Here is a 24,439-nt window from a genome sequence, read left to right on the forward strand (position 1 = left end):
AGCTTCGTTGGCCGCTGGCTTGGGTGTGAATATGTGCGCTGACCTGTGGAGCTTTGCCCTCTCGATTTACGCCCGCCCGGGCGTCGAGGCCGCTTGCCTGCGTTTACAGGCCAAAGGCGCGGATGTGTGCCTGCTGCTCTGTGGCGCGTGGCTGGAGCAACGCGGCGTGGCGTCGACGCCCGAACGCATGCAGGCGCTGCAGGACATTGCGCGGCCGTGGCAGAAAGAAGTGGTCGAACCGTTACGACAGGTGCGCGTGCAGTGGCGAGCCATGGCGCAGCAGGATGAGCCATTGGCGGCGTTACGCGAACGGGTCAAAGCCCTGGAGCAGGAGGCGGAACGGGAGTTGCTGACGCGGCTGGAGACGCTAACGCAAGCATGGCCGATCGGAGAAAGCGAGGATCACCAAGGATGGCTTGAAGGCTTGGCGACCGAAGCCGCCAACCTTGACCACGACGCGCTGCAATCGCTGCGCGCCATGGCCACCGGCACTTAGGAAGCGCTGGTTGGGGTGGTGCTTGGCGCTACCGGTGCAGGGGTGCTGCTGGCCGATGCGGTTGGCGCGGTGGACGCAGCCGGGGTAGCAGCCGAGGCTGCTGGCTTGGCCGGTGCAGGCTTTGCAGCAGCAGGTTTTGCGGCTGCTTTTGCAACTGCTGGCTTTGCAGCTGGTTTTGCAACTGCTGGCTTAGCGGCTGGTTTGGCAGCAGCAGGTTTGGCAGCTGGCTTGGCGGCTGGTTTCGCAGCAGCAGTTTTGGCTACTGGCTTGGCGGCTGGTTTCGCAGCAGCAGTTTTGGCAACTGACTTGGCGGCCGGTTTCGCAGCAGCAGTTTTGGCAACTGCCTTGGCGGCCGGTTTTGCAGCAGCAGTTTTAGCAGCTGGCTTGGCAGCTGGTTTTGCAGCAGCAGTTTTAGCAGCTGGCTTGGCAGCTGGTTTCGCAGCAGCTGGCTTGGCGGCCGGTTTTGCAGCAGCAGTTTTGGCAGCTGGCTTGGCGGCCGGTTTCGCAGCAGCAGCTTTGGCAGCTGGCTTGGCGGCCGGTTTCGCAGCAGCAGTTTTGGCGGCTGGCTTAGCGGCTGGTTTTGCAGCAGCGGTTTTGGCAGCTGGCTTAGCGGCCGGTTTCGCAGCAGCAGTTTTGGCGGCTGGCTTAGCGGCTGGTTTTGCAGCAGCGGTTTTGGCAGCTGGCTTAGCGGCTGGTTTTGCAGCAGCAGTTTTTTTAGCCGCTGGCTTGACCGCAGTCTTAGCCGAAGCCTTCGACGCAACAGCTTTTGCCGGAGTACGAGCGCCCAGCACTTTAGCCACAGCTTCTTTCACTCGACCAACGCCCTGGGCCAGCTTCAAGCTTTCCTGAGCATCGCGTTTGAGTTGGGAAATGTAGGTACGGGTTTCAGCTTGGCGATCCTTGAGAGCGTCCAGCAGGTCCTCAAGTTCTTTGACCGCGCCTTTGGCTTTGGCTTGAGCCTTGGCCTTGCCGGCAGTGGCGGCGTCTTGCAGTTTGGTGCGGGACTTGTGCAGCTTTTCTTGCGCTTTACCGCGTTGTTTTTCCAGTTTGGCGAGCAGTTTTTCTGCATCGGCCAAGGCCTGGGAACACGCGCTTTCCAGATGTTCGAGCAAGCTGCCCGAAAGTTGTTGGAGCAAATGCAACGGGGTATTTACAGGCTTCTGTTTGGCCGACATGGTTTACCTCCTGGCTGACGTGGGTGCGGCTCATACTAGCCCTCTGCTCTTACCGCCGCTAGGGCATGTTGACAGTATCGTTTGCCTTGCGTTGCACCGTGCGAAAAATCTTATCGATATAACGAAAATCCACGGCACTTTTTGCGCACTCACACTGGCATAATCCGTCGCACTTTCGGCGGGAGAATGCTCATGTCGCGTTACCTTTTTTTAGTGCTTGGCTTGGCGGTTTTTGCAGCCAATGCGGGTGAGCAATCGCCGCCCAAAACCACTGCCCAAGACCCACACGATCTTGCCTACAGCCTGGGGGCGAGCCTCGGCGAACGCTTGCGCCAGGAAGTCCCCGACCTGCAGATCCAGGCCCTCGTCGACGGCCTCAAGCAAGCCTACCAAGGCAAACCACTGGCGCTGGACAACGCACGCATCGAGCAGATCCTGGCCCAGCACGAAGCACAAAGCGCAGCCGACGCCGAGGTGCCAAGCAGCGAAAAAGCACTCGCCGCTGAGCAGCAATTTTTAGCCAAGGAAAAAACCGCAAGCGGCGTACGCGAATTGGCAGATGGCATCCTGCTTACGGAACTCACACCCGGCAACGGCAGCAAACCGTTGGCCAGTGATGAGGTACAAGTGAAATACGTGGGTCGGTTACCCGATGGGACCGTCTTCGATAAGAGCACGCAGCCGCAGTGGTTTCGCCTGGACAGCGTGATCAGCGGCTGGAGCAGCGCCCTGCAACAAATGCCGGTAGGTGCGAAATGGCGCCTGGTGATTCCATCGGCGCAAGCCTATGGCGCCGACGGTGCAGGTGAGTTGATACCCGCGTATACGCCGCTGGTGTTCGAGATCGAATTGCTCGGTACCCGCCACTGACCCAATAAAAAACGGTGCGCCATGCGCACCGTTTTTTTTCTCGCCGCGAAGGGTCAGGCCTGGGTGGCCGCCTCTTCCTTGTGGGCGTTGTGCAGCACTTCGATCAGGCAGTCTTCCAGTTCGAAACGCTCATGTAGCAACCCACCGAGCTCTTTGAATTTTTCCGCAACACATTTGCCGGCATCACACAGGTCGGTGAACGCCAGCAGCTTTTCCGTGATGACATCAATGCGTGGGTAAAGGGTCTCGGCCAATTCCAGACCGCGCTGATCATCAAAGGCTTCCGCCTCTTTGGTCAGTTGCTCGTAGACCCCGAAATGGCCGGCAGACACGTAGTCCACCAATACACCGCAAAAGTCTTGCAGCGGTTCGCGATTCTCAGCCAGTGCCTCGGGCTTGGCGCCGAGAGCATCAAAGGCTCGAACCAGTTCGTGACGTGCCTTCAACCAGCTGTCGATCAGCTTGTGCACCCCACCCCAGCGTTCCTGAGCATTCTGACAACTTTCCAGCATGATGATCTCTCTTCCCTATAGGAGGCGCTGCCGCTCTGTGCCCGCGCAACTCAAGGATAAAGCGGCAGCCGGACAAAGCCGCATCTGACAAACGGTTTCGATAATGCGTGCGGGCCAGATTATGCCCGCATGACTATCGCTTCAAGGTACGCAGGAGAGAAAGTTCATACAAGTGTTTAATCCCTTCCTACCCACTGCGACTTACTTTTACTGCGTTGCAAGGCCCAAGCGGCGGCCGAATAACAGCGGTGAAAACTGCATGATGCCCAGGATCAGCATCGCCACGAAGAACAACAGGCTCCACTCGGGAAGGCTCAAGTCAAACAGTGTCCAGTTGATCTCCACACAATCAACGGTGCCTTTGACCGTCAATTGCAGGGCCTGCCATAACGACAGGTTTTCGATCATGTACTGCAAGCTCGGCCAGCAATCGGTGGCCTGCTCCGGCGCGGCATTTTGTAGCAGCACTTGCCGCACGGCAGTGATGGCGCCGAGCAATGCACACCCCATGCTGCCCATCGCATAAAAGTAGGCCGCAGAGCGCCGTGGGCTATGGAACGCAGCCATCAAATTGATCAGCGTGAAGGTTGCCAGAAAGATGCGTTGCATCTGGCACAGGAAACACGGACGGAGCAGCGCGCCATATTCAAGATAAAAAGACGCACCCAACGTCAGCGCTCCAGCCATGAACGCCAGGAAAAACAAGGAGCGTGAAGGGGCCAAAGACATTGTTATCCGTACCGCAAGAGATAGGTCGTTACGGTAGAGGAAAGGCCCGACCCCTTTCAATACGCGCTAGAGCAGACAATTCCGCAAGAGCATGGGGATATGCCGCCAGAACATGGATGACTTCAAGCCGTCAGCAGTAGGAATTTACTACGCAGGGCTTTAGACCCAGCATTTGCACAGTGATGGAGGGCTGGCCCTCAGACGCTTCTGAGCCAACCTCCACCCTCTTTCCTACTTCAAACCCGTGCAGGAACGGGTAATGGTGCGGCCAACAGACGGCTGTCCAACAGGCCAAGCCCTTCTTGGAACAATTGGTTGCTACGCTCCGTGTCACCTAATTGGGCAAGCAGACGCGCCAGCTCAGCGCATGCCTCAGGATTGCGCTGCACCTGCAGGCTGTTTTCCAAGTAGTCCCGCGCCTTGCCCCACAAACTGGTTTGCAAACACAGGCGACCCAGGGTCAGCAGCAGGCTGGCATCACCCGGATGGTCCTTCAGCCAGCCTTCGGCAAATTTCAGTTGTCGAGCCGGGTCTGCGCCACGCAGCAAACCGTAAAGCCGGATCAGGTGGCTGTCGTAACCGCGCTTGATCGCGCCGCGCAGTACCTCCTCGGCCTTGGCATCGGCGCCCAATCGACGCAGTTGCTCAGCGTAAGCCAGCACCAGTTGTGGCTCCTGGCGCTGGGCGGAAGTCAGTTGCTCCCATGCCCGGTCCAAAGACTGTAAACCGGCCTCGCCCTGCTCTTCACGCTGGGCCGCCAGGCCAAGGTTTTCACCCCAGGCGCGACGCTCCAGCTCAGCTAATTCGCTGGCGGGAAGCACCTTGTCCTTGCGCAACTCCGGCAGCAGACGGATCACCGACGGCCAATCGCCCCGCTGCTGATGCAAGCGCTGCAACTGACGCAACACCTGCGGGTTATGCGGATGACGCTCGTGCATCGCTTGCAGGGTGACCAGCGCACCTTCAGTGTCGCCGCGGTCCATCTGCAATTGCGCATGACTCAAGGCGACCGCCAACTCCGCCTGGGGCTGACGCTCCAAGGCGCGCTCCAGCAAAGCGTCAGCCTCTTCATAGCGGCCCTGCTCATTGGCCGCACGCGCTGCGCCAAGGTAGTAGAGCAACGGTTGACGCTCGGCTTCGGCGGCACGGTGCAGGTGGCGTTCGGCGCTGGCCCAGCGGCCTTCGGCGAGGTCCATCTGGCCCTGTTCAATCGCGATCTGTACCCGACGGCTCCGGTTGCGCCGCGACCACGGGTTGACCACGCCACCGGAGGTGGTGAGCAAGCTCAGCAGCACGCGGATCAAGTAGATCACCAGAACCACTGCAAACACCGCCACCAGCGTGGCCCACAGGCTCGACTCGTAATGCAGCAGATGCGGGTAGGTAATCAGCACGTAACCGGTGTGTTTCGAAATACCCACAGCCAGTGCCAGGGCGATTGCAATCGCCAGCACCAAAATCACATAGAAGCGCTTCATCGGCTCTACTCCTTGGTCGCCGGCGTGCCCGCCGACGCCTTGGCTTCATCGGCAGACAGATGACGGCGTTCAAGATAGGCCTGCACGGCGGCCAGGCTTGCAGCCAGGTCCGGCGTGACCACAGAGACGGCCTTGGGCTCAAGCTCGGCAATCCGCGCCAGCATCGCCTTGCTCTGCGGGTTGTCCTGGTTGAAGTTGTCTTGCAGCACGCTGCGCGCCTCACCCAGGGAGCGGCTGTACACCGCCGTTTCACCGTTGAGCGCGGCCCATTGCGCTTGTTCAAGGGCCAGGCTCAGGGCCAGGCGCACTTGGTTCAGGCCCTGGCCGGCAAGCAACGGACGAATGTTGTCGTCAGGGTTGAAGTCGATGCGGAAGTAGCGAGAGATCTGCTCCCACCATTCACTCCAGCGGCTTTGCGTATCGGTGGTTGGGCGCCCTTGGGAGGCCGGTTCGGTGAGCTGGTATTGCGGGGCAATGGCCGCCAGTTGCACGACCTGATCACGCAGTGCCGCCAGTTGCAGGTACAGGCCGGTGCGGTCCGGCTGCTCGGTGCTGCGCAGCGCGGCGAGGCTCTTGGCCAACTGCTCACGCGCGGCATAGGAACCTGGGTCGCTCTGCTCGCGCAGAATTTCGTCGGCGCCCTGGACTAGCGACTGAGCACTGTTGATGTCTTGAAGTGCGGAAAGACGCAAGCTGGCCAGGCGGATCAGGTGCTCGGCCTCGGCCAGCCGCCAGTCCTGGCGGCTGGCACCCAGCACGGTTTCCAAGCGCTGGCTCAAGCGCTGCTGATCACCCTGCAACTGGGCGACCAGACGGCGACGCTCCTCCAGCTCATCCGCTGCGGGCAACTGTGCCAAACGAGCGGCCAGCTGTTGTTGGCTCTGCTTGAGCGCCTGGGATTGGTCATCGAGGGTCTGCACCTGGCCCAGCTGTTGCTGGCTGCTGGCTTGCAGGGCGCGGACCTGCCAGATGCCCCAACCGCCGGCGGCAACACCTGCGGCGCCAAGCAACAGGGCTACGATTGCCAGACCATTGCCACGGCGTGGCGCGCTGACCGGTGACTCAACCGGCACATCAAGTGCGGGTTGGGCTTCATCTTTAGGCAAGGCTGTTTCGCTCACGTATCCGTCCTTTGCGTATCAGAGAGTGGGGCGGCGGCCTTATATGGCACAGCTGCGCAACGCCACTAACAAAGCCGCGGCACTCGCGCCGCGACAATCCACAACTTTTTCTGCGCCAGCGGCCCGCGCCATTTCATAGACCCGCGGGCTGGGCACGAACAACGGCAGCTGCGCTACCTCAGGCCAATCTTCGCCAGCCAAGGCTTGCAGGTGCAAAAAACCCTGCCCACTGCTGACCACCACGCCGTTCAAGCGTTCCAACTGGATGCGTTGCATCAACGCCCCCGGGTCGTAAGCCGGAAGGAAACGACGATACAACTCCAGATAGTCGACACTAGCACCTTGCTCGCGTAAACGCTCAGCCAGCAGCCCCCGCCCACCCTCGCCACGCAAGATCAGCACTCGGGCATTTGGCTGTGCAATAGCCTCGCGCAAGGCCGGCAATGCAAGCAAGGCCTCGCTGTCGTCGCCGCTTGGCGGGTAGTGAACAGTCAGGCCGTGGTTGGCCAGTACCTGCGCGGTGGCCGCGCCGACGCTGAACCACGGCAACTGCGGCCAGGGCTGATCCAACAGTTGCAAGGCCAGTCGCGCAGCCGGTTTGCTGACCACAATGACCGCGTTATAACGGCCCAGGTCACGAAAAACCGCCTGCTGCTCAGCCGTTACCGGCAAGGCTTCGATGCCCAGCAATGGCAGGCTGCTGCTGAAAATACCGGCGTCGGACAACGTCGCGGCCAGGGCCAACGACTCCTCGGCAGGCCGCGTCAGCAGCACACGCCAGTCGGTCACTGCGGGCCGGCCTCGCCGTAGACTTTCTGCAGAATGGCGCCAGCGCCCTTCTCCAGCAGCTCTTCTGCCACCTGGATACCCAATGCGGTGGCATCGCGTTGCGGCCCGCGCACCTCGGCGGTGAGCAGCGTGCCACCTGCCGGGTCACCTACCAAGCCGCGCAACCAAAGGTTTTCGCCTTCCAGCACGGCGTAGCAGGCGATCGGCACCTGGCAGCCACCGTTGAGGTGTTTGTTCAGGGCGCGCTCGGCCGTCACACGGACTTCGGTGTCTTGATGATCCAGGGGTTTGAGCAGGGCGTGAATTTCGCTGTCGGCAGTGCGGCACTCGATGCCCACTGCGCCCTGGCCACCCGCAGGCAAGCTGTCTTCGACGCTGATGGCCGAGGTGATACGGTCTTCGAAACCCAGGCGAATCAAACCGGCCGCCGCGAGGATAATCGCGTCATATTCACCGGCATCCAGCTTGGCCAGGCGGGTGTTGACGTTGCCGCGCAGAAAACGGATTTGCAGGTCCGGGCGCCGGGTCAGCAACTGCGCCTGGCGACGCAGGCTCGAGGTGCCGACGATGCTGCCCAGGGGCAGTTCTTCCAGCGATGCGTAGGTGTTGGAAACAAAGGCGTCGCGCGGGTCTTCGCGCTCGCAGATGCAATACAGGCCCAGGCCTTCGGGGAAGTCCATCGGCACGTCTTTCATCGAATGCACGGCGATGTCGGCTTCGTTTTCCAGCAGCGCGGTTTCCAGTTCTTTGACGAACAAGCCCTTGCCGCCGATCTTCGACAATGGCGAGTCCAGCAGCTTGTCGCCGCGACTGACCATGGGCACCAGGGATACTTTCAGCCCCGGATGGGCCTGCTCAAGACGGGCTTTGACGTATTCGGCCTGCCACAAGGCCAAGGCGCTTTTACGGGTGGCGATGCGGATTTCGCGAGAGGACATGGATCAATCCGTACTGAATAGATACGGCAGATAATAACAGCTCAGGCAAATACGCTTTGATTTGAATCAGCAAGTGCGGGGCCTCCCTGGCCGCATCACACCGGGATAAAGTATGCAGACCGCGCCAAAGGCCTTGGGCTAAAGCTGCTGCATCATCTTGCGCACACCCGCGACGTGGCGTCGGCTGACGATCAAGGCGTCGCCGTTAAGCCCTTTCAGGAATAACTGAAAGTGCCCAAGGGGCGTGCGCTGCAGGCATTCTATTCGCTCGCGGGCCACCAGCGCGTTGCGGTGGATGCGCACAAAGCGGTCGCCGAATTCATCCTCAAGGGCTTTGAGCGGCTCATCGAGCAAGACTTCGCCGTCCTCGTGACGCAGGGTCACGTACTTGTGGTCGGCAATAAAGTAAACCACCTGGTTCAGTGGAATCAGCTCGATACCTTTGCGCGTCCGCGCGCTGATATGGCTGCGCGGCCCATTACCACTCTGGGCTGCCGGCTGGGTCAGCGCGGCGAGTTGCACGCGGTTAGGGCGCTCGGCTTTTTTCAGGGCCTTGAGCAGCGCTTCGGCGGTCACCGGCTTGGCGACAAAGCTGACACCACTGTCTTCGAGCGTCTGTGCAGAAAACTCTTCTTGAGCTGCACACAACACCACGGCAGGCGGCGATTCTCGCTCGCTGAGGCGGGCGGCCACTTGCAGGCCATCAAGGCCCGGCAGGCGAATATCGAGCAAGACCACATCCGGCTTGAGGCTGTCGATCAGCGTCAACGCCTCCTCGCCGTTGGTGGCACTCGGTTCAAGGACTGTATAACCCTCGAGTTCACTGACCAAACGGCTCAGTCGCTCGCGGGCTTGGGGTTCGTCATCAACGATCAGGACATTCATATTGCGCTGGATTCCTGCGTGAGTCTCGCACAAGGATAGCGTAGACAGGTGCGGTGACTTGCGTCACAGCGATCCACGCTAAGACTAGTGCGAGCGGCAAAAAGTGCCCCGGCAGCGGCACCCATATTTACCCGGACCTGTTCAATTGCGCCCAAGACCTGCTGCCTTCGGGCATCGTCGTAGGGTTTGCTGATACACAATCCGAATACCCCCGTTTTTAAATGGCTAGTCAGGGATATGACCGCATCACCCGACTTTGGTGCATTCACGCTCTATCAGTGCAACTGTAGACGCTCGCTGAGACGATATTGCTCAATCGTCAAATATCGTTTCAATTAACGCCTCCCTCCAGTCTCTTCCCGGATGCGTTCGGCGGCAAGGCACTTAGCCATCCTTCGCACAAATAAAAATGCCGACCACCCGCAGCATCGCCTGCGCAGGCAACCCTGTTATTATCGGCGGCACACCTCCACGCCTCTTTTAAGCAGATCACGAGCGAATCCATGAGCACCGACAAGACCAACCAGTCCTGGGGCGGCCGCTTCAGTGAACCCGTCGACGCCTTCGTCGCGCGCTTCACCGCCTCCGTCACCTTCGACCAGCGCCTGTACCGCCACGACATCATGGGCTCGATCGCCCACGCCACGATGCTGGCCAAGGTCGGCGTGCTGACCGACGCCGAGCGCGACAGCATCATCGATGGCCTGACCACCATTCGCGGTGAGATCGAGGCCGGCACGTTCGACTGGCGCGTCGACCTGGAAGACGTGCACATGAACATCGAGGCCCGCCTCACCGATCGCATCGGTGTGACCGGCAAGAAACTGCACACCGGTCGCAGCCGTAACGACCAGGTAGCGACCGATATCCGCCTGTGGCTGCGCGATGAAATCGACCTGATCCTGGCCGAAATCACCCGCCTGCAACAAGGTCTGCTGGAACAGGCCGAGCGTGAATCCGGCACGATCATGCCCGGTTTCACCCACCTGCAAACTGCGCAGCCTGTGACCTTCGGCCATCACCTGCTGGCCTGGTTCGAAATGCTCAGCCGCGACTACGAGCGCCTGGTGGATTGCCGCAAGCGCGCCAACCGCATGCCGTTGGGCAGTGCCGCATTGGCCGGCACCACGTACCCGATCGACCGCGAGTACACCGCGCAGCTGCTGGGTTTTGACGCTGTGGGCGGCAACTCCCTGGACGGCGTGTCCGACCGTGACTTCGCCATCGAGTTCTGCGCCGCCGCCAGCATTGCGATAATGCACTTGTCGCGGTTCTCCGAAGAATTGGTGCTGTGGACCAGCGCGCAATTCCAGTTCATCGAGCTGCCGGACCGCTTCTGCACCGGCAGCTCGATCATGCCGCAAAAGAAAAACCCCGACGTGCCCGAACTGGTACGTGGCAAGAGCGGCCGCGTATTCGGCGCGCTGATGGGCCTGCTGACCTTGATGAAAGGCCAACCGCTGGCCTACAACAAGGACAACCAGGAAGACAAAGAGCCGCTGTTCGACGCCGCCGACACCCTGCGTGATTCGCTGCGTGCGTTTGCCGACATGATCCCGGCGATCAAGCCCAAGCACGCGATCATGCGTGAAGCGGCCTTGCGCGGGTTCTCTACCGCGACCGACCTGGCGGACTACCTTGTGCGCTGCGGCCTGCCGTTCCGTGACTGCCACGAAATCGTCGGCCACGCCGTGAAATACGGCGTGGACACCGGCAAGGACCTGGCGGAAATGAGCCTGGAAGAACTGCGCCAGTTCAGCGACCAGATCGAACAGGACGTGTTTGCCGTGCTGACCCTGGAAGGTTCGGTGAATGCGCGCAATCACATCGGCGGCACTGCGCCGGCGCAGGTCAAGGCAGCCGTCGTGCGCGGCCGGGAACTGCTCGCCAGTCGCTAAAAGCTAAAAGCATCGCAGGCAAGCCAGCTCCCACATTGACCGAGTTCCACCTTTGGAATGCAGTCGAATGTGGGAGCGGGCTTACCCGCGATAGCGTCCTGAAAGGCGCCGAGAATTTACTTCTTGGCAGCAATCATCGCCATAAACGCCGGCATCGCCGCCTCCCTGTCCGCCGCCACTTTCTGGGCGTTGGGCATGCCATGCAAGCGCTCCAGCAACGCTTTAGCCTTCGGCAACTCAGCCAGCAAATCCACGCCAAACAGCTTCTCGCCCACACCACAGGCGAGGTTCACGCTGTACATAAAGTACAGATCGGCAATCGTAAAATTTTCCCCCGCCACATACGGCGCAAACTTGCCGTGCCTGCTTAAAGAGCTGACCCCTAACAGCAATTCGGCCTTGGATTTTTCCTTGACCGCCTCCGGCACCGGCATCCCGAAGAACGCCTCGGCGAAACACGCACGGGCAGGCAATTCGATGTACAGCTCGATTTCCCGGCACAGTGCCAGCACCTGAGCCCGCTGAAAAGGCTCGGCCGGCAGCAGCGACGGGCCTTCCTGGGTGTGTTCGATGTACTCGAGGATCACGCTGGTTTCGTTGATAAACCCCTGCTTGACGCCCAGCACCGGCACTTTGCCGCGCGGGCTGACGGCCAGGGCTTCTGGCGTCTGGCCCGGGTAAAACGGCACCTCTTCAAACGGCAGGCCTTTCTCCAGCAGTGCCAGTTTGACCATGTTGTAGTAGTTGCTGACCGAAAATCCGTAAAGCTTGAGCATTGCGATGCCTCCAGGCCGGGTATGGGGTTGGCTGCAGAAGTTATAGTGCGTGCAGCCCCACCTGACCAGCAGCATCACCTGCCTGAATGGGGGTAAACTGACACCCTTTCCTTGAGGAGCCTGCCATGAGCGAGCCGACCGATATCGACAGCGACGAAGAAGAGTTCACCGAAAGTACGCTGACCCAGGTCATCGAAAACCAGATCGAAAGCGACAATCCACCTGCCGCCAAAGCCACCTTGAATAAGCTGACGCTGGTGGGTTACGAGCGCGAAGAGATTCTGCATCTCATGGCTCACGTGCTGGCCGTGGAAATCGACAAGATGCTGGACGAAGACCGCGCATTCAATACCGAATGGTACGAAACCGCGCTGCGGGCGCTGCCGCAATTGCCTCCGGAAAACGACTGAATCGAGCACCTTTGTGGCCGGGACGCCTGCTTCCTCGCCACAAACCTGCGCCATATCAAGACCCACGACTTTCTCACTGGACAGCCCGGCAAAGTGCGTTCACCTTATGCCCTGCTAGCCTCTAATAAATTTTAGAACGTCTGGAGTCCTTATGTCGTATACCCCTGAATTGGTTGCCGAACTGGAAATCCTTGTACTCTTCCCCTTGGACAGCACCAAGGAAGGTCTGAAAGTCCACCAGACCGCCGCTCCCACTGCCATCGCCGCGGCCAAGCGCCTCCATGCGAAAGGACTTATCGACCAGCCAGACGGGGGCTACCTGACCAGCCTTGGCCGGGACGCTGCAGAGCAGGCACAAACCCTGTTGACCATCCTGACCACCGCCAACACCAAAGAAGCTGCCTGACCTCTGATACCGCCCATGGAGTCCGCCCTCTGCGGATTCCGAGGGCGTTGCTGTGGACGACACAAAATTCTGACGCCGAAAACCATTTCCCTCTAAACCTCCTACGCTTGTGTCTGTAAACTCCCACATGGCCGCCCACGTCGGGCCCTGCGAGCCACCGAGTTCGACATGACCCGCACCCATGAAATCCGCCCCGACCTGGACGAAGGCATCGACCGCAAGGTGCTGACCCAGCTGCGTGCGCGGTTCATGGGCCTCAATGAAGGCCGCATGGCCCGGGCAGTCGAGGGCCTGACGCCGCGCCAGCAAAGCGTGCTGACCCTGTTGCCGCTGTTTTTCCACGTCAATCACCCGCTATTGCCGGGGTATGTCTCAGGCAGCACGCCGGCTGGGCTGTCGAATTTCGAACCCGACGCCCAAGCCCTGGCCGAAGCCCAACGCCTGACCCGCTCGTTTTCCTACAAGCAACGCCATGGCAACCCGCCCCGGCCGATCCACGGCTTGTTCCTAATGGGCAGCCTCGGCACCCTGGCCCAGGCCGATCAGAGCGATATGGACGTGTGGGTGTGCCACGCGCCTGACCTTGGCGAAGCGGAACTCGCCGAACTGCGCAAAAAATGCCAGCTGCTCGAAGCCTGGGCACTGACCATGGGGGCCGAGGCGCACTTTTTCCTGATCGAGCCGACGCGTTTTGTACTGGGTGAACGCGACACGCAACTGAGCTCCGACGACTGCGGCACCACCCAGCATTACCTGCTGCTGGATGAGTTCTACCGCACCGCCATCTGGCTGGCTGGGCGCACGCCGATCTGGTGGCTGGTGCCGGTGTACGAAGAAACCCGTTACGCCGAGTTCACCCACACGCTGATCTCCAAGCGTTTTATCCGCGCCGATGAAACCCTCGACCTCGGCCACCTGGCCAACATCCCACCGGGTGAGTTCATTGGTGCCGGGCTATGGCAGCTGTTCAAGGGCATCGAGTCGCCCTACAAATCGGTGCTCAAGCTGCTGCTGACTGAGGTTTACGCCAGCGAACACCCGAACGTGCACTGTTTGAGCCTGCGCTTTAAACGTGCCGTGTTCGCCAACCAGGTGGACCTGGACGAGTTGGACCCGTACATCGTGGTTTACCGCCGCATTGAGGAATACCTCAAGGCGCGCAACGAGCCTGAACGCCTGGAACTGGTACGGCGTGCGCTGTACCTGAAGGTCAACCGCAAGCTCAGCGCCGGCCAGCGCGCCAGCGGCTGGCAACGCTTGTTGCTGGAGCGCCTGGCCCACGAATGGGGCTGGGACCAGCGCCAACTGGCCCTGCTGGACAGCCGCAGCCAGTGGAAAGTGCGCCAGGTCGCCTCCGAGCGCCGCGCGCTGGTCAATGAGCTCAATTACAGCTATCGCTTTCTCACCCAGTTCGCCCGCACCGAGCAGACCGTCAGCCTGATCAACAAGCGCGACCTCAATGTGCTGGGCCGGCGCTTGTACGCGGCGTTCGAACGCAAGGCCGGCAAGGTCGAGTTCATCAACCCCGGCATCGCGCCTGATTTGGCCGAAGACACCCTCACGCTGGTGCAATCACCCAATCGCAAGGAGCCGGGCCAGCACCATTGGGGCCTGTACAACGGCAACCTCACGGCGCTGGAATGGGAGCACTTCGCGCCGATCAAGCGCAGTCGCGACCTGTTGGAAATGCTCACCTGGTGCCACCGCAACGGCGTGATCGACAGCAGCACGCGCCTGGCGCTGCACCCGGGCGTCAGCGACATGACCGAATTCGAGCTATTCAACCTGCTGGGCAGCCTGCAACAGACCATCGCCCTGCCCTTGACCAGCGTCGATGAGGAGCGTCTGTTGCGCTCGGCAGTGCCGGAAGAAGTGCTGTTGCTGGTCAACGTCGGCATCGACCCGCTCAAGCATCACCGCGACCTGAATATCCTGATGACCACCGAGCGCACCGACTCCCTGAGCTATGCCGGTGTGCGCGACAACCTGGTGCTGACCCTGGATCAGGTCACGCGCAACAGTTGGAACGAGGTGATGGTGAGCCGCTACGACGGCCCTCACGCGCTGCTCGACTGCCTGCGTGACTACCTCAACCAATTGCCGTCGGACCATTTGCCCCGCCTGCGGGTGCGCTGTTTCTGTCACAACCGTGCGCAGTTCATTGCCCAGCGCGTGGAAGAAATCTTCGATACCGCACAGAACCTGCTGCTCGGCCAGTCCAACCACCGCTACCTGTTGCAGGTACAGCAGCACTATCACGTGATGGAGCTGACGCCGGGCCAGGCTACCCATGTGTCACTGCCAACCCAGGACGCGCTGATCGCTTACCTCAGCGAAGAATTGGCCAGCTACAGCCCGCTGCACCTGGACGCCATGGCCTTGGAGGACCATGACCTGGCGTTGTTGCTACCGATGGGTTTGGCCGATTGCGTGCAAGTGTTCTACCGGGTCAATGAAGGCTTCGCCGAGCTGTATGTACTCGATGAATTCAACGCGCTCTGGCGGCAACGCTTGCCGTTTCATGATGAGCAGAGCCTGTTGGCGCCGTTGCAGCGCTTCTTGCAGTCGATCATCTATCGCCGCGAAGCACTCTCGCCGCTGGACACACAGCAGCCGTTGGCCGAGGTGCAAACCTTGTATTACCAACTGTTGCCATCAGGCAGTAATCGCGCACGCGGCATCGAACCTCGCCCGTCACCGCAGAACCCGGCGAATAAGCCGTTTTATGACGTGCAGGCAATTATCGGCAAGGCGGCGCCCGGCCAAGTAGGCATCACCCTGTACTGCAATCAGCGGGAATTTTGCGAACTGGAGTTTGGCGACCAGCTGTTTGCAGTGGTCGCCCAGGAAATCGTCGGGCAGCGCCGGGAACCCGAGCGCTACCGCTGCTACATCACCGACCTGGACTTGTCCGGACTACTCGGTGATGTGCAAAGCCCGAGCAACTTGTACCTGCGCTACAAGGCCGAGTTGGAGCTGTCACTCAACAAAGCACTGAAACAAGTTTAAAGCGGCTCTTGTTACAGAGAGAATGCGCCGCCGTCTTTGGGCTGGCCTTCAACGCTGAGCAATTCAAGCTTGAGGGTCTTGCCACCCGGCGCCGGCCAATCGATGTGCTGGCCTACTTGCAGGCCGAGCAACGCACTGCCCACTGGGGCCAGGATCGAGATCTTGCCTTCGTCGGCATTCGCGTCCTTGGGGTAAACCAGGGTCAGGTGGTAGTCCTTGCCGCTGCCTTGCTCACGGCAATGCACGCTGGAGTTCATGGTCACGACGCTTGCAGGCACTTCATCGTGGCCAACCAGTTCTTCGGCACGATCGAGTTCGCGTTGCAGGGCTTCGACGCCCGGCGAGCCCTCGCCTACGCGGTCGATCAGTTGCTCCAGACGCTGCACGTCAAGACGGGTAAGAATGATGGAAGGTGCGGTCATGATTCAGGCAGACTCCTTTTTTCTGCACACAAAAGCAAAACCCCGCCAGAAAAAGGCGGGGTTCTCACGGACCTCGATGAGTTGAGGTGTACCCGGACACTACCACAGCGACACAAATAAACAAGACGGTCTCAGACGTGGCTCCGGCGCTGCTCGGCCTCGGCGCAGATCACCCGGCGCCGGGCATCGTCGGCGGAGCGCCATTCGCGGATGTCTTCCACATGACGGAAGCAGCCGAGGCAGACTTTTTGCTCGTCCAGGCGACACAAACTGATACAAGGTGACGGCACCGCCGGGCTGACATTGCTGAACAGCGGCTTCGGCGGGCGAACGGATGCAGACTGGGTCACGATCAGATCTCGTCGAAGTCCAGGTCAGCGCCGGACTGTTCCTTCGTGAGGCGAGCGAGCATTTCGCTCAGCAGCTCCTCGGTGGTGTCGTGCGCCCAACGATTTTCCTCCTCGTCATAGTCGAAGTGAAAACCACCGGTACGTGCCGCCAACCACAGCTGACGCAGCGGCTCCTGGCGGCTGAAAATCAGTTGGGTACCGTTTTCAAACTTGACGGTCAGCACGCCGGCCGAGTTTTCCAGGTCCACGTCCAGGCCGCTGTCGTCGAAAATATCTTCCAGCGCCTGTTGTGTCGCATCCACCAGGTCGTGAAAACGGGCTTCGGTCAAACTCATTGTGGCAACCTCAAAAGTGTCTGGTTTTGCTCAAGCGCCGCACGATACGGGCGAGCCCCGCCGATTGCAAAGGATACCGATTTCATCACGAATGGCGGAATGAAATATCCCCTTCAAGAGTAGGACGCTTCCTGACCGTCTCGGCAAACCCCCGTCGGACGGGTATTGCGGCGCATAGGCAAGCTGGCGGGTGGTCGGTATACTCGGGCGCAATTAATGCATATTCAAGGATTTCGCCATGAAGCGCCTGATCTCGTCCCTTGCTGCGCTCGTCGCGGTCGCTTGCCTCGTTAGTGCCTGTGGTCAAAAAGGCCCGCTGTACCTGCCCGATGACAGCAAAGACCCGAATGAACAGGCGCAATCGTCGCAAAAGCCGGCAAAAGCGCACAAGCACGACACCTATTAAGGGAAACTCATGGACGCTTTTAACTACCGGGACGGCGAGCTGTTCGCGGAAGGCGTGGCGCTGTCCGCGATTGCCCAGCGCTTTGGCACCCCGACTTATGTGTACTCGCGTGCGCACATCGAAGCCCAATACCGCTCCTTCACCGACCCGCTCAAGGGCGTTCCACACCTGGTGTGCTACGCGGTCAAGGCCAACTCCAACCTGGGTGTACTGAATGTCCTGGCGCGCCTTGGCGCCGGTTTCGACATCGTCTCCCGTGGCGAGCTGGAGCGTGTATTGGCTGCTGGCGGCACGCCTGACAAGATCGTCTTCTCCGGCGTCGGCAAGAGCCGCGAAGACATGCGCCGCGCCCTCGAAGTCGGCGTGCACTGCTTCAATGTCGAATCCACCGACGAGTTGGAGCGCCTGCAGGTGGTCGCTGCCGAAATGGGCGTTCGCGCGCCGATCTCCTTGCGCGTCAACCCCGACGTTGACGCCGGCACCCACCCGTACATTTCCACCGGTCTCAAAGAGAACAAGTTCGGCATCGCCATTGCCGACGCCGAGGATGTGTACATCCGCGCCGCCCAACTGCCGAACCTTGAAGTGCTGGGTGTCGACTGCCATATCGGCTCGCAACTGACCACCCTGCCACCGTTCCTGGATGCGCTCGACCGCCTGCTGGCGCTGACCGACCGCCTGGGCGAGTGCGGCATCTACCTGCAACACATCGACCTCGGTGGTGGTGTGGGCGTGCGTTATCGCGATGAAGAACCACCGCAGATCGCTGACTACATCCAGGCCGTGCGCGAGCGCACCGAAGGCCGCGGCCTGACCCTGATGTTCGAGCCGGGCCGTTATATCGTCGCCAACGCGAGCGTGCTGCTGACCCAGGTCGAGTACCTTAAGCACACCGAGTACAAGGATTTCGCCATCGTCGACGCGGCGATGAACGACCTGATCCGCCCGGCGCTGTACCAGGCCTGGATGGATGTGACTGCCGTCAAGCCACGTACTGGCGAAGGCCGTAACTACGACATCGTCGGCCCTATCTGCGAAACCGGCGACTTCCTGGCCAAGGAGCGTCAGCTGGCCCTGGAAGAAGGCGACTTGCTGGCCGTGCACTCGGCCGGAGCCTACGGGTTTGTCATGAGTTCCAACTACAACACCCGCGGCCGTGCCGCCGAGGTGCTGGTGGACGGTGATCAAGCGTTTGAAGTGCGTCGCCGCGAGACGGTAGCCGAGTTGTATGCTGGCGAAAGCCTGCTGCCGGAGTAAGCCATGCTGCTGCGTTTTACCAAGATGCACGGGCTGGGCAACGACTTCATGGTCCTCGACCTGGTCAGCCAACACGCGCACATCCTGCCCAAACACGCGAAACAGTGGGGCGACCGTCACACCGGCATTGGCTTCGACCAGTTGCTGATCGTCGAGGCGCCGAGCAACCCGGACGTGGATTTCCGTTACCGGATCTTCAACTCCGACGGCTCCGAAGTGGAACAGTGCGGCAACGGTGCGCGCTGCTTCGCACGCTTTGTGCTGGACAAGCGCCTGACCGCCAAGCGCCAGATTCGGGTCGAGACCAAGAGCGGCATCATCGAGCTGGATATTCGCAGCGACGGCCAGATCAGCGTCAACATGGGTGCGCCACGCCTGGTGCCGGCGGACATTCCGTTCCAGGCCACCGAGCAGGCCACCCACTACGCGCTGGACGTTGAGGGCAAGACGGTGGACATCGCCGCCGTGTCGATGGGCAACCCCCACGCCGTGCTGCGCGTCGACGACATCAATAACGCCCCGGTGCATGAGCTTGGGCCGAAAATCGAACATCACCCGCGTTTTCCGGCACGGGTGAATGTGGGGTTCCTGCAGGTGATCGACCGTTCCCGCGCGCAATTGCGTGTGTGGGAGCGCGGCGCCGGCGAAACTCAGGCTTGCGGCACCGGCGCTTGCGCTGCGGCCGTGGCCGCGATCAGCCAGGGGTGGATGGATTCGCCGCTGCTGATCGACCTGCCCGGCGGACGTTTGTCCATCGAATGGGCAGGCCCTGGCCACCCGGTGATGATGACCGGGCCGGCCTCGCGCGTATACGAAGGACAGGTCCGTCTATGAGTGAGCAAATCTAATGACCGATAAGCCTCAAGTACCCGCCGAAGCGTCCCCGAGCGAAAGTCTGGAGGCCGCTGCTGTCGCGGCGTACCTTGAGGCTAACCCGGACTTCTTCACCCAGCACGAAGAACTGTTGCCCGCGCTGCGCATCCCTCACCAGCGCGGCGATACCGTGTCGCTGGTGGAGCGGCAGATGAAAATCCTGCGTGAGCGCAATATCGAAATGCGCCACAAGCTCTCGCACCTTATGGATGTGGCCCGCGATAACGACCGTCTTTTCGACAAGACCCGTCGCCTGATTCTTACCTTGATGGACGCCACCAGCCTGGAAGAAACGGTGATCGCCGTGGAAGACAGTCTGCGCCAGGACTTCCAGGTGCCGTTTGTGAGCCTGATCCTGTTCAGCGACAACGCGATGCCGGTGGGTCGCTGGGTCAGCGGCGGCGAAGCACAAACCGCCATCGGCGGCCTGCTCTCGGAAGGCAAGACCATCAGCGGCACCTTGCGCGAGCATGAGCTGGACTTCCTATTTGGCGCCGAACAGCGCAAGCAGATCGGCTCCACCGCCGTGGTCGCCCTCAGCCATCAAGGCCTGCACGGCGTATTGGCCATCGCCAGCCGTGACCCGCAGCACTACAAAAGCTCAGTGGGCACACTGTTCCTGACCTACATCGCCGAAGTGCTGGGCCGCGTATTGCCGCGCTTCACCACTGCCCTGCGCGCGGTGCGCTAGCCATGGAACGGCAACTGGACGCTTATTGCGCTCACCTGCGCAACGAGCGCCAGGTGTCGCCCCATACGCTGGAAGCCTATCGACGGGACTTGAACAAGGTCCTGGCGTACTGCGAAAAACAACAGATCGCCAGCTGGAAGGCCTTGGATATCCAAAGCCTGCGCAGCCTGGTCGCGCGGCTGCACCAGCAAGGCCAGTCCTCGCGCAGCTTGTCGCGGCTGCTGTCGGCGGTGCGCGGCCTGTATCACTACCTCAACCGCGAAGGCCTGTGCGACCACGACCCGGCCAACGGCTTGGCCCCGCCCAAGGGCGAACGGCGCCTGCCCAAGACCCTGGACACCGATCGCGCCCTGCAATTGCTCGACGGCGCCGTCGAGGATGACTTCCTCGCCCACCGCGACCAGGCCATCCTTGAGCTGTTCTATTCCTCGGGCCTGCGCCTGTCGGAGCTGACCGGCCTGAACCTCGACCAACTGGACCTGGCGGACGGCTTGGTGCAGGTACTCGGCAAGGGCAGCAAGACCCGCGTGCTGCCGGTCGGCCGCAAGGCTCGGGAAGCCTTGCAACTATGGTTGCCGCTGCGGGCATTGGCCAACCCGGTGGACGATGCCGTATTTATCAGCCAGCAAGGCCGACGCCTGGGGCCACGGGCCATTCAAGTACGGGTCAAGGCTGCGGGCGAGCGTGAGCTGGGGCAGAACCTGCACCCACACATGCTGCGTCACTCTTTTGCCAGCCACATGCTCGAATCATCCCAGGACCTGCGCGCGGTGCAAGAACTGCTCGGCCACTCCGACATCAAGACCACACAGATCTACACCCACCTCGACTTCCAGCACCTGGCAACGGTGTACGACAGCGCCCATCCACGGGCCAAACGCATCAAGGACGGCGACTCATGAGTATCAAGCTGATCACCTTCGACCTGGACGACACACTCTGGGACAACGTACCGGTCATCATCGGCGCCGAAGCGTCGATGCGCGAGTGGCTGGCGGTGCACGCCACCAAGGTCGGCGACTTGCCCTTGGAGCACTTCGCCAGCCTTCGCCAGCAGGTACTGGAGCGCCATCCTGAGCTCAAACACCGCATCAGCATCCTGCGCCATCGGGTACTGATGCATGCGTTTGAAGAGGCAGGCTATCCACAGCCTGAGGCCACGCAAATGGCAGACGTGTGCTACGAAGCGTTCATACATGCCCGACACCAACTCACGCCATTTCCCGAGGCCGAGCCGATGTTGCAGGCGCTGCGCCAGCATTTCCTACTGGGCGTGATCACCAATGGCAACGCTGACGTGCAGCGCGTGGGCCTGGCGGACTATTTCCACTTTGCCCTGCGCGCCGAAGATATCGGCATTGCCAAGCCGGATGCGCGGTTGTTTCAAGAGGCGCTGCAACGCGGCGGTGTGGACGCCAGTCAGGCGGTGCATATCGGCGATCACCCAGGCGATGACATCGCCGGGGCGCAGCAGGCAGGGCTTCGCGCGGTGTGGTTTAACCCGACGGGTAAGGCTTGGGAGGCGGATAAGCGCCCGGATGCGCAGATTCGTAACTTGGCGGAGTTACCAGCGCTGCTGAACAGCTGGACGTAACGCAAAACCTAATGTGGGCGCTGGCTTGCTTGCTCACACATATAACGGCGGCGGGCTTGCACGTTTGTTACAGCCATGAAAAAGCCCGCAGCGACGGCGGGCTTTTTCTTACAAGCAAGAGCTGACCTCAGATAGGTCGGCTGCCGTACTTGTTATCCGGCTTCTTCGGTGGGTCTGCCACCACGTTGGCCTCGACTTCCTGCACTTTGCCGCCTTTAGCGAGGAATTCTTCCATCGCACGGGCCAGCGCATCGCGCTCTTTGTTCTTGGCTTCAACGCTCGGCAGCTCATCTACCGAAACAGCGGCCTTGGCTTTGCCTTTGGCTACTTTGACAGGCGCGTCATCGCCACCGTCATCGCCTTCGTCAGGACCGTCTTCAGCAGCTGCCGCGTCAAGACTATCGTCAGTCTCGTCGTCTACTTCAAGTTCGTCGTTTTCCAGATCATCGTCGCTCATGTTCTACCTCATGACTTGCGAAAAGCAGATTAGTTATAGCCCAGCTTCGCCCTCTGTCGAGGTTGCCGGAAAAAAATCACATCCACTGGATAACCAGTGGCTTATGCCCCATCACCGTGCAAGGTGGCGAGGACTTTACGAGCACCGCCATGATCACGGTGCTCGCCCAGATAAACACCTTGCCAGGTCCCTATCGCCAAGCGGCCGGCCTTGACCGGCAAACTCAGCTGGCAGCCCAGGAGACTGGCCTTGAAGTGCGCCGGCAGATCATCCGGACCTTCGTCGTTGTGTTCGAACCCTGCACGCCCTTGCGGCACCAGCGAGTTGAAAAAACGCTCGAAGTCACGGCGAACCGCCGGGTCGGCATTCTCGTTGACCGTCAACGAGGCCGAGGTGTGCTGCAGCCACAAATGCAACAGGCCCACACGGCACGCCTTCAATTCAGGCAAGCCGGCGAGCAACTCATCCGTTACCAAGTGAAAGCCCCGGGGCTTGGCCCGTAGGGTAATCAGGGTCTGTTGCCACATACAGTTCTCCGCCCATCGGCGCGCATTCTAGCGCGCTCAGGGAAAAAACAAAGTGCCGAATACGCCTACATGCATGTAAGACTTTTGCACGATGAAAAGTACCGTGTGCGCCCCATCACAAACGCGGAGCAAAAACCGGTACAGCTTCCTATCACTGACAAACGCCAGGCAAAAAAATGCCCGGCAAGCCGGGCACCTTTTTTTCGCGTACTTACAAGTTGTAACCGCGCTCGTTGTGTTGCGCCAGGTCGAGGCCCACGGCCTCTTCTTCCTCGGTAACCCTCAGGCCCATGACCGCATCCAGCACCTTGAGGATGATGAAGGTCACGATAGCCGTGTAGATCACGGTGAAGCCCACGCCTTTGCACTGGATCCAGACTTGCGCCGCGATGTCAGTGGTCGCCGCGTTGAACCCGCCCATGGAAGGCGCAGCGAACACGCCGGTCAGGATCGCGCCGAGGATACCGCCGATACCATGCACGCCGAAGGCGTCCAGCGAGTCGTCGTAGCCCAGTTTGCGTTTCAGGGTAGTGGCGCAGAAGAAGCACACCACGCCCGCCGCCAAACCGATCACCAGGGCGCCCATTGGGCCCACGGTGCCGGCGGCCGGGGTGATTGCAACCAGACCCGCCACCACACCCGAGGCGATGCCCAGTGCGCTTGGCTTACCGTGGGTGACCCACTCGGCGAACATCCAGCCCAGCGCCGCAGCAGCGGTAGCGATCTGGGTGACCAGCATCGCCATACCGGCAGTGCCGTTGGCCGCAGCAGCGGAACCGGCGTTGAAGCCGAACCAGCCGACCCACAGCATGGCCGCACCCACCAGGGTGTAACCCAGGTTGTGAGGCGCCATTGGGGTGGTCGGGAAGCCTTTGCGCTTGCCAAGCACCAGGCACGCCACCAGGCCAGCCACACCGGCGTTAATGTGCACCACGGTGCCGCCTGCGAAGTCCAGCACGCCCCAGTCGCCCAACAACGAACCCGGACCGCCCCACACCATGTGGGCAATCGGTGCGTAGACCAGGGTGAACCAGACGCCCATGAAGATCAGCATCGCGGAGAACTTCATACGCTCGGCGAAAGCACCGACGATCAGCGCAGGAGTAATGATGGCGAACGTCATCTGGAAGGTGACGAACACCGCCTCAGGGAACAGCGCCGCAGGGCCGGTGATGCTCGCCGGGGTCACACCCGACAGGAACAGTTTGGACAGGCCGCCCACGAACGAGTTGAGGTTGACGACGCCTGCTTCCATACCGGTGGTGTCGAACGCCATGCTGTAGCCGTAAACGAACCACAAGATGGTGATCAGGCCGGTGATGGCGAAGCACTGCATCATCACGGAAAGAATGTTTTTGGAGCGAACCATGCCGCCGTAGAACAGCGCCAGGCCCGGAATGGTCATGAACAGCACCAGCGCGGTGGATGTGAGCATCCACGCCGTGTCGCCGGAATTGAGGACTGGAGCAGGGGCTGGGTCCGCCGCCAATGCCAAGGCCGGCATTACGAGGGACAACAGGGCTCCTAGCCCTGCGAATTTACGCAGAGTCATATTGTTTTCTCCTGGGGCGTTGGGGGTTTGGCGGCTTAGATTGCGTCGGTATCGGTTTCGCCGGTACGGATGCGAATAGCCTGTTCCAGATTGACCACGAAGATCTTGCCGTCACCGATCTTGCCGGTGTTGGCCGCCTTGGTTATCGCCTCGATAACCCGGTCAAGATCCTTGTCGTCAATGGCGACATCAATCTTCACCTTTGGCAGGAAATCGACCACGTATTCCGCGCCGCGATACAGCTCGGTGTGACCCTTCTGCCGCCCGAAGCCTTTGACCTCAGTAACGGTAATGCCCTGCACGCCGATCTCGGACAGTGACTCGCGTACATCGTCCAACTTGAACGGCTTGATGATGGCAGTGACTAGCTTCATGAAAACTCTCTCCCGAATTGGTGGACTTGCCCCAGGAAAACAAACCCGTCTCAAGTCTAAGCGCAGTGCCTGGCTTTGTAACGCGTCGTCACAAGGCAGTTGCCATTGC

28 protein-coding genes are annotated in these 24,439 nt (G+C 60.7%); 12 read left to right on the forward strand and 16 right to left on the reverse strand.

The features are described 5' to 3' along the window. The first annotated feature begins 31 nt into the window (after positions 1 to 31). Positions 32 to 496, forward strand: coding sequence for a TIGR02444 family protein (locus tag KZH41_RS30090; protein ID WP_094948763.1), 465 nt, complete (start codon positions 32 to 34; stop codon positions 494 to 496). Here KZH41_RS30090 and KZH41_RS30095 read toward each other — a convergent pair. After that, the gene (locus KZH41_RS30095; protein WP_263274175.1) at positions 493 to 1,671 is read right to left on the reverse strand and encodes an AlgP family protein; all 1,179 of its coding nucleotides are present in this window, start codon (positions 1,669 to 1,671) and stop codon (positions 493 to 495) included. The genes KZH41_RS30090 and KZH41_RS30095 overlap by 4 nt on opposite strands. A 192-nt stretch (positions 1,672 to 1,863) precedes the next feature. Between KZH41_RS30095 and KZH41_RS30100 the strand changes: the two genes are divergently transcribed. After that, entirely contained in the window at positions 1,864 to 2,541 is a 678-nt protein-coding gene (locus KZH41_RS30100; RefSeq protein WP_094948761.1) for an FKBP-type peptidyl-prolyl cis-trans isomerase, read from the forward strand. A 53-nt stretch (positions 2,542 to 2,594) separates the two neighbouring features. Here the strand turns inward: KZH41_RS30100 and rsd are convergent, their stop codons facing one another. The 7 genes from rsd to KZH41_RS30135 all read right to left on the reverse strand — a co-directional run bounded on the left by rsd (position 2,595) and on the right by KZH41_RS30135 (position 8,993). Then, positions 2,595 to 3,053, reverse strand: a complete 459-nt coding sequence (rsd, locus tag KZH41_RS30105; RefSeq protein ID WP_094948760.1) for a sigma D regulator — start codon at positions 3,051 to 3,053, stop codon at positions 2,595 to 2,597. 207 nt (positions 3,054 to 3,260) lie between these two features. Further along, positions 3,261 to 3,782 (reverse strand): disulfide bond formation protein B, encoded by a 522-nt coding sequence (locus KZH41_RS30110; RefSeq protein ID WP_094948759.1) that lies wholly within the window; start codon positions 3,780 to 3,782, stop codon positions 3,261 to 3,263. Positions 3,783 to 4,018: 236 nt separating this feature from the next. Then, the gene (locus KZH41_RS30115; protein ID WP_094948758.1) at positions 4,019 to 5,260 is read right to left on the reverse strand and encodes a heme biosynthesis protein HemY; all 1,242 of its coding nucleotides are present in this window, start codon (positions 5,258 to 5,260) and stop codon (positions 4,019 to 4,021) included. A 5-nt stretch (positions 5,261 to 5,265) separates the two neighbouring features. Beyond that, positions 5,266 to 6,381 carry a uroporphyrinogen-III C-methyltransferase gene (locus KZH41_RS30120; protein WP_094948757.1) on the reverse strand — a complete coding sequence of 372 codons (1,116 nt, stop codon included), beginning with the start codon at positions 6,379 to 6,381 and terminating at the stop codon, positions 5,266 to 5,268. A gap of 39 nt (positions 6,382 to 6,420) precedes the next feature. Continuing rightward, positions 6,421 to 7,170 carry a uroporphyrinogen-III synthase gene (locus KZH41_RS30125; RefSeq protein WP_094948756.1) on the reverse strand — a complete coding sequence of 250 codons (750 nt, stop codon included), beginning with the start codon at positions 7,168 to 7,170 and terminating at the stop codon, positions 6,421 to 6,423. Further along, the gene (gene hemC / locus KZH41_RS30130; RefSeq protein WP_094948755.1) at positions 7,167 to 8,108 is read right to left on the reverse strand and encodes a hydroxymethylbilane synthase; all 942 of its coding nucleotides are present in this window, start codon (positions 8,106 to 8,108) and stop codon (positions 7,167 to 7,169) included. The genes KZH41_RS30125 and hemC overlap by 4 nt, the downstream gene beginning before the upstream one ends. A 138-nt stretch (positions 8,109 to 8,246) precedes the next feature. Next, positions 8,247 to 8,993, reverse strand: coding sequence for a LytR/AlgR family response regulator transcription factor (locus KZH41_RS30135; protein ID WP_263274176.1), 747 nt, complete (start codon positions 8,991 to 8,993; stop codon positions 8,247 to 8,249). Between the two features lie 503 nt (positions 8,994 to 9,496). Between KZH41_RS30135 and argH the strand changes: the two genes are divergently transcribed. Next, positions 9,497 to 10,891: an argininosuccinate lyase gene (argH, locus tag KZH41_RS30140; protein WP_263274177.1), complete on the forward strand. Its 1,395-nt coding sequence runs from the start codon at positions 9,497 to 9,499 to the stop codon at positions 10,889 to 10,891. A 116-nt stretch (positions 10,892 to 11,007) separates the two neighbouring features. Here the strand turns inward: argH and KZH41_RS30145 are convergent, their stop codons facing one another. Beyond that, positions 11,008 to 11,667 carry a glutathione S-transferase family protein gene (locus KZH41_RS30145; RefSeq protein WP_242153453.1) on the reverse strand — a complete coding sequence of 220 codons (660 nt, stop codon included), beginning with the start codon at positions 11,665 to 11,667 and terminating at the stop codon, positions 11,008 to 11,010. Positions 11,668 to 11,792: 125 nt separating this feature from the next. Between KZH41_RS30145 and KZH41_RS30150 the strand changes: the two genes are divergently transcribed. The 3 genes from KZH41_RS30150 (at position 11,793) to KZH41_RS30160 (ending at position 15,492) form a co-directional block, all read left to right on the forward strand. Next, positions 11,793 to 12,077: a hypothetical protein gene (locus KZH41_RS30150; RefSeq protein WP_094948751.1), complete on the forward strand. Its 285-nt coding sequence runs from the start codon at positions 11,793 to 11,795 to the stop codon at positions 12,075 to 12,077. Positions 12,078 to 12,228: 151 nt separating this feature from the next. After that, the gene (locus tag KZH41_RS30155; protein ID WP_014720451.1) at positions 12,229 to 12,483 is read left to right on the forward strand and encodes a TIGR02647 family protein; all 255 of its coding nucleotides are present in this window, start codon (positions 12,229 to 12,231) and stop codon (positions 12,481 to 12,483) included. Between the two features lie 168 nt (positions 12,484 to 12,651). Beyond that, positions 12,652 to 15,492 (forward strand): class I adenylate cyclase, encoded by a 2,841-nt coding sequence (locus tag KZH41_RS30160; protein WP_094948750.1) that lies wholly within the window; start codon positions 12,652 to 12,654, stop codon positions 15,490 to 15,492. 11 nt (positions 15,493 to 15,503) lie between these two features. On the opposite strand, the gene rnk is transcribed toward KZH41_RS30160, so the two are convergent. The 3 genes from rnk to cyaY form a co-directional block, all read right to left on the reverse strand. Next, positions 15,504 to 15,914 (reverse strand): nucleoside diphosphate kinase regulator, encoded by a 411-nt coding sequence (gene rnk, locus KZH41_RS30165; protein WP_094948749.1) that lies wholly within the window; start codon positions 15,912 to 15,914, stop codon positions 15,504 to 15,506. A 131-nt stretch (positions 15,915 to 16,045) separates the two neighbouring features. After that, a complete protein-coding gene (locus KZH41_RS30170; RefSeq protein WP_263274178.1) occupies positions 16,046 to 16,264 on the reverse strand; it encodes a DUF1289 domain-containing protein in 219 nt (72 codons plus the stop codon). 2 nt (positions 16,265 to 16,266) lie between these two features. Then, complete coding sequence (gene cyaY / locus KZH41_RS30175) at positions 16,267 to 16,599, reverse strand: iron donor protein CyaY (protein WP_094948747.1); 333 nt, start codon at positions 16,597 to 16,599, stop codon at positions 16,267 to 16,269. Between the two features lie 238 nt (positions 16,600 to 16,837). Here cyaY and lptM point away from each other — a divergent pair, with 238 nt between their 5' ends. The 6 genes from lptM to KZH41_RS30205 are packed head-to-tail and all read left to right on the forward strand — an operon-like array spanning position 16,838 to position 21,420. Next, entirely contained in the window at positions 16,838 to 17,005 is a 168-nt protein-coding gene (gene lptM / locus KZH41_RS30180) for an LPS translocon maturation chaperone LptM (protein WP_017845169.1), read from the forward strand. A gap of 9 nt (positions 17,006 to 17,014) precedes the next feature. After that, the gene (gene lysA, locus KZH41_RS30185) at positions 17,015 to 18,262 is read left to right on the forward strand and encodes a diaminopimelate decarboxylase (RefSeq protein WP_094948746.1); all 1,248 of its coding nucleotides are present in this window, start codon (positions 17,015 to 17,017) and stop codon (positions 18,260 to 18,262) included. Between the two features lie 3 nt (positions 18,263 to 18,265). Continuing rightward, a complete protein-coding gene (gene dapF / locus KZH41_RS30190) occupies positions 18,266 to 19,096 on the forward strand; it encodes a diaminopimelate epimerase (protein ID WP_094948745.1) in 831 nt (276 codons plus the stop codon). Positions 19,097 to 19,109: 13 nt separating this feature from the next. Next, a complete protein-coding gene (locus KZH41_RS30195; protein WP_094948744.1) occupies positions 19,110 to 19,826 on the forward strand; it encodes a DUF484 family protein in 717 nt (238 codons plus the stop codon). Positions 19,827 to 19,828: 2 nt separating this feature from the next. Continuing rightward, positions 19,829 to 20,728: a tyrosine recombinase XerC gene (gene xerC, locus KZH41_RS30200; protein WP_263274179.1), complete on the forward strand. Its 900-nt coding sequence runs from the start codon at positions 19,829 to 19,831 to the stop codon at positions 20,726 to 20,728. Then, positions 20,725 to 21,420 carry an HAD family hydrolase gene (locus KZH41_RS30205; protein ID WP_094948742.1) on the forward strand — a complete coding sequence of 232 codons (696 nt, stop codon included), beginning with the start codon at positions 20,725 to 20,727 and terminating at the stop codon, positions 21,418 to 21,420. Before xerC ends, KZH41_RS30205 begins: the two co-directional genes overlap by 4 nt. A 127-nt stretch (positions 21,421 to 21,547) precedes the next feature. On the opposite strand, the gene sutA is transcribed toward KZH41_RS30205, so the two are convergent. The 4 genes from sutA to glnK all read right to left on the reverse strand — a co-directional run bounded on the left by sutA (position 21,548) and on the right by glnK (position 24,330). Then, positions 21,548 to 21,877, reverse strand: coding sequence for a transcriptional regulator SutA (gene sutA / locus KZH41_RS30210; RefSeq protein ID WP_094948735.1), 330 nt, complete (start codon positions 21,875 to 21,877; stop codon positions 21,548 to 21,550). A 101-nt stretch (positions 21,878 to 21,978) separates the two neighbouring features. After that, positions 21,979 to 22,404, reverse strand: coding sequence for a secondary thiamine-phosphate synthase enzyme YjbQ (locus KZH41_RS30215; RefSeq protein ID WP_065938004.1), 426 nt, complete (start codon positions 22,402 to 22,404; stop codon positions 21,979 to 21,981). A gap of 211 nt (positions 22,405 to 22,615) precedes the next feature. Next, complete coding sequence (locus KZH41_RS30220; RefSeq protein WP_094948734.1) at positions 22,616 to 23,956, reverse strand: ammonium transporter; 1,341 nt, start codon at positions 23,954 to 23,956, stop codon at positions 22,616 to 22,618. A 35-nt stretch (positions 23,957 to 23,991) separates the two neighbouring features. Further along, positions 23,992 to 24,330 (reverse strand): P-II family nitrogen regulator, encoded by a 339-nt coding sequence (gene glnK, locus KZH41_RS30225; protein WP_002555808.1) that lies wholly within the window; start codon positions 24,328 to 24,330, stop codon positions 23,992 to 23,994. Positions 24,331 to 24,439 lie beyond the last annotated feature (109 nt).

This window comes from Pseudomonas sp. YeP6b, from assembly GCF_025642995.1.
Taxonomy (GTDB): domain Bacteria; phylum Pseudomonadota; class Gammaproteobacteria; order Pseudomonadales; family Pseudomonadaceae; genus Aquipseudomonas.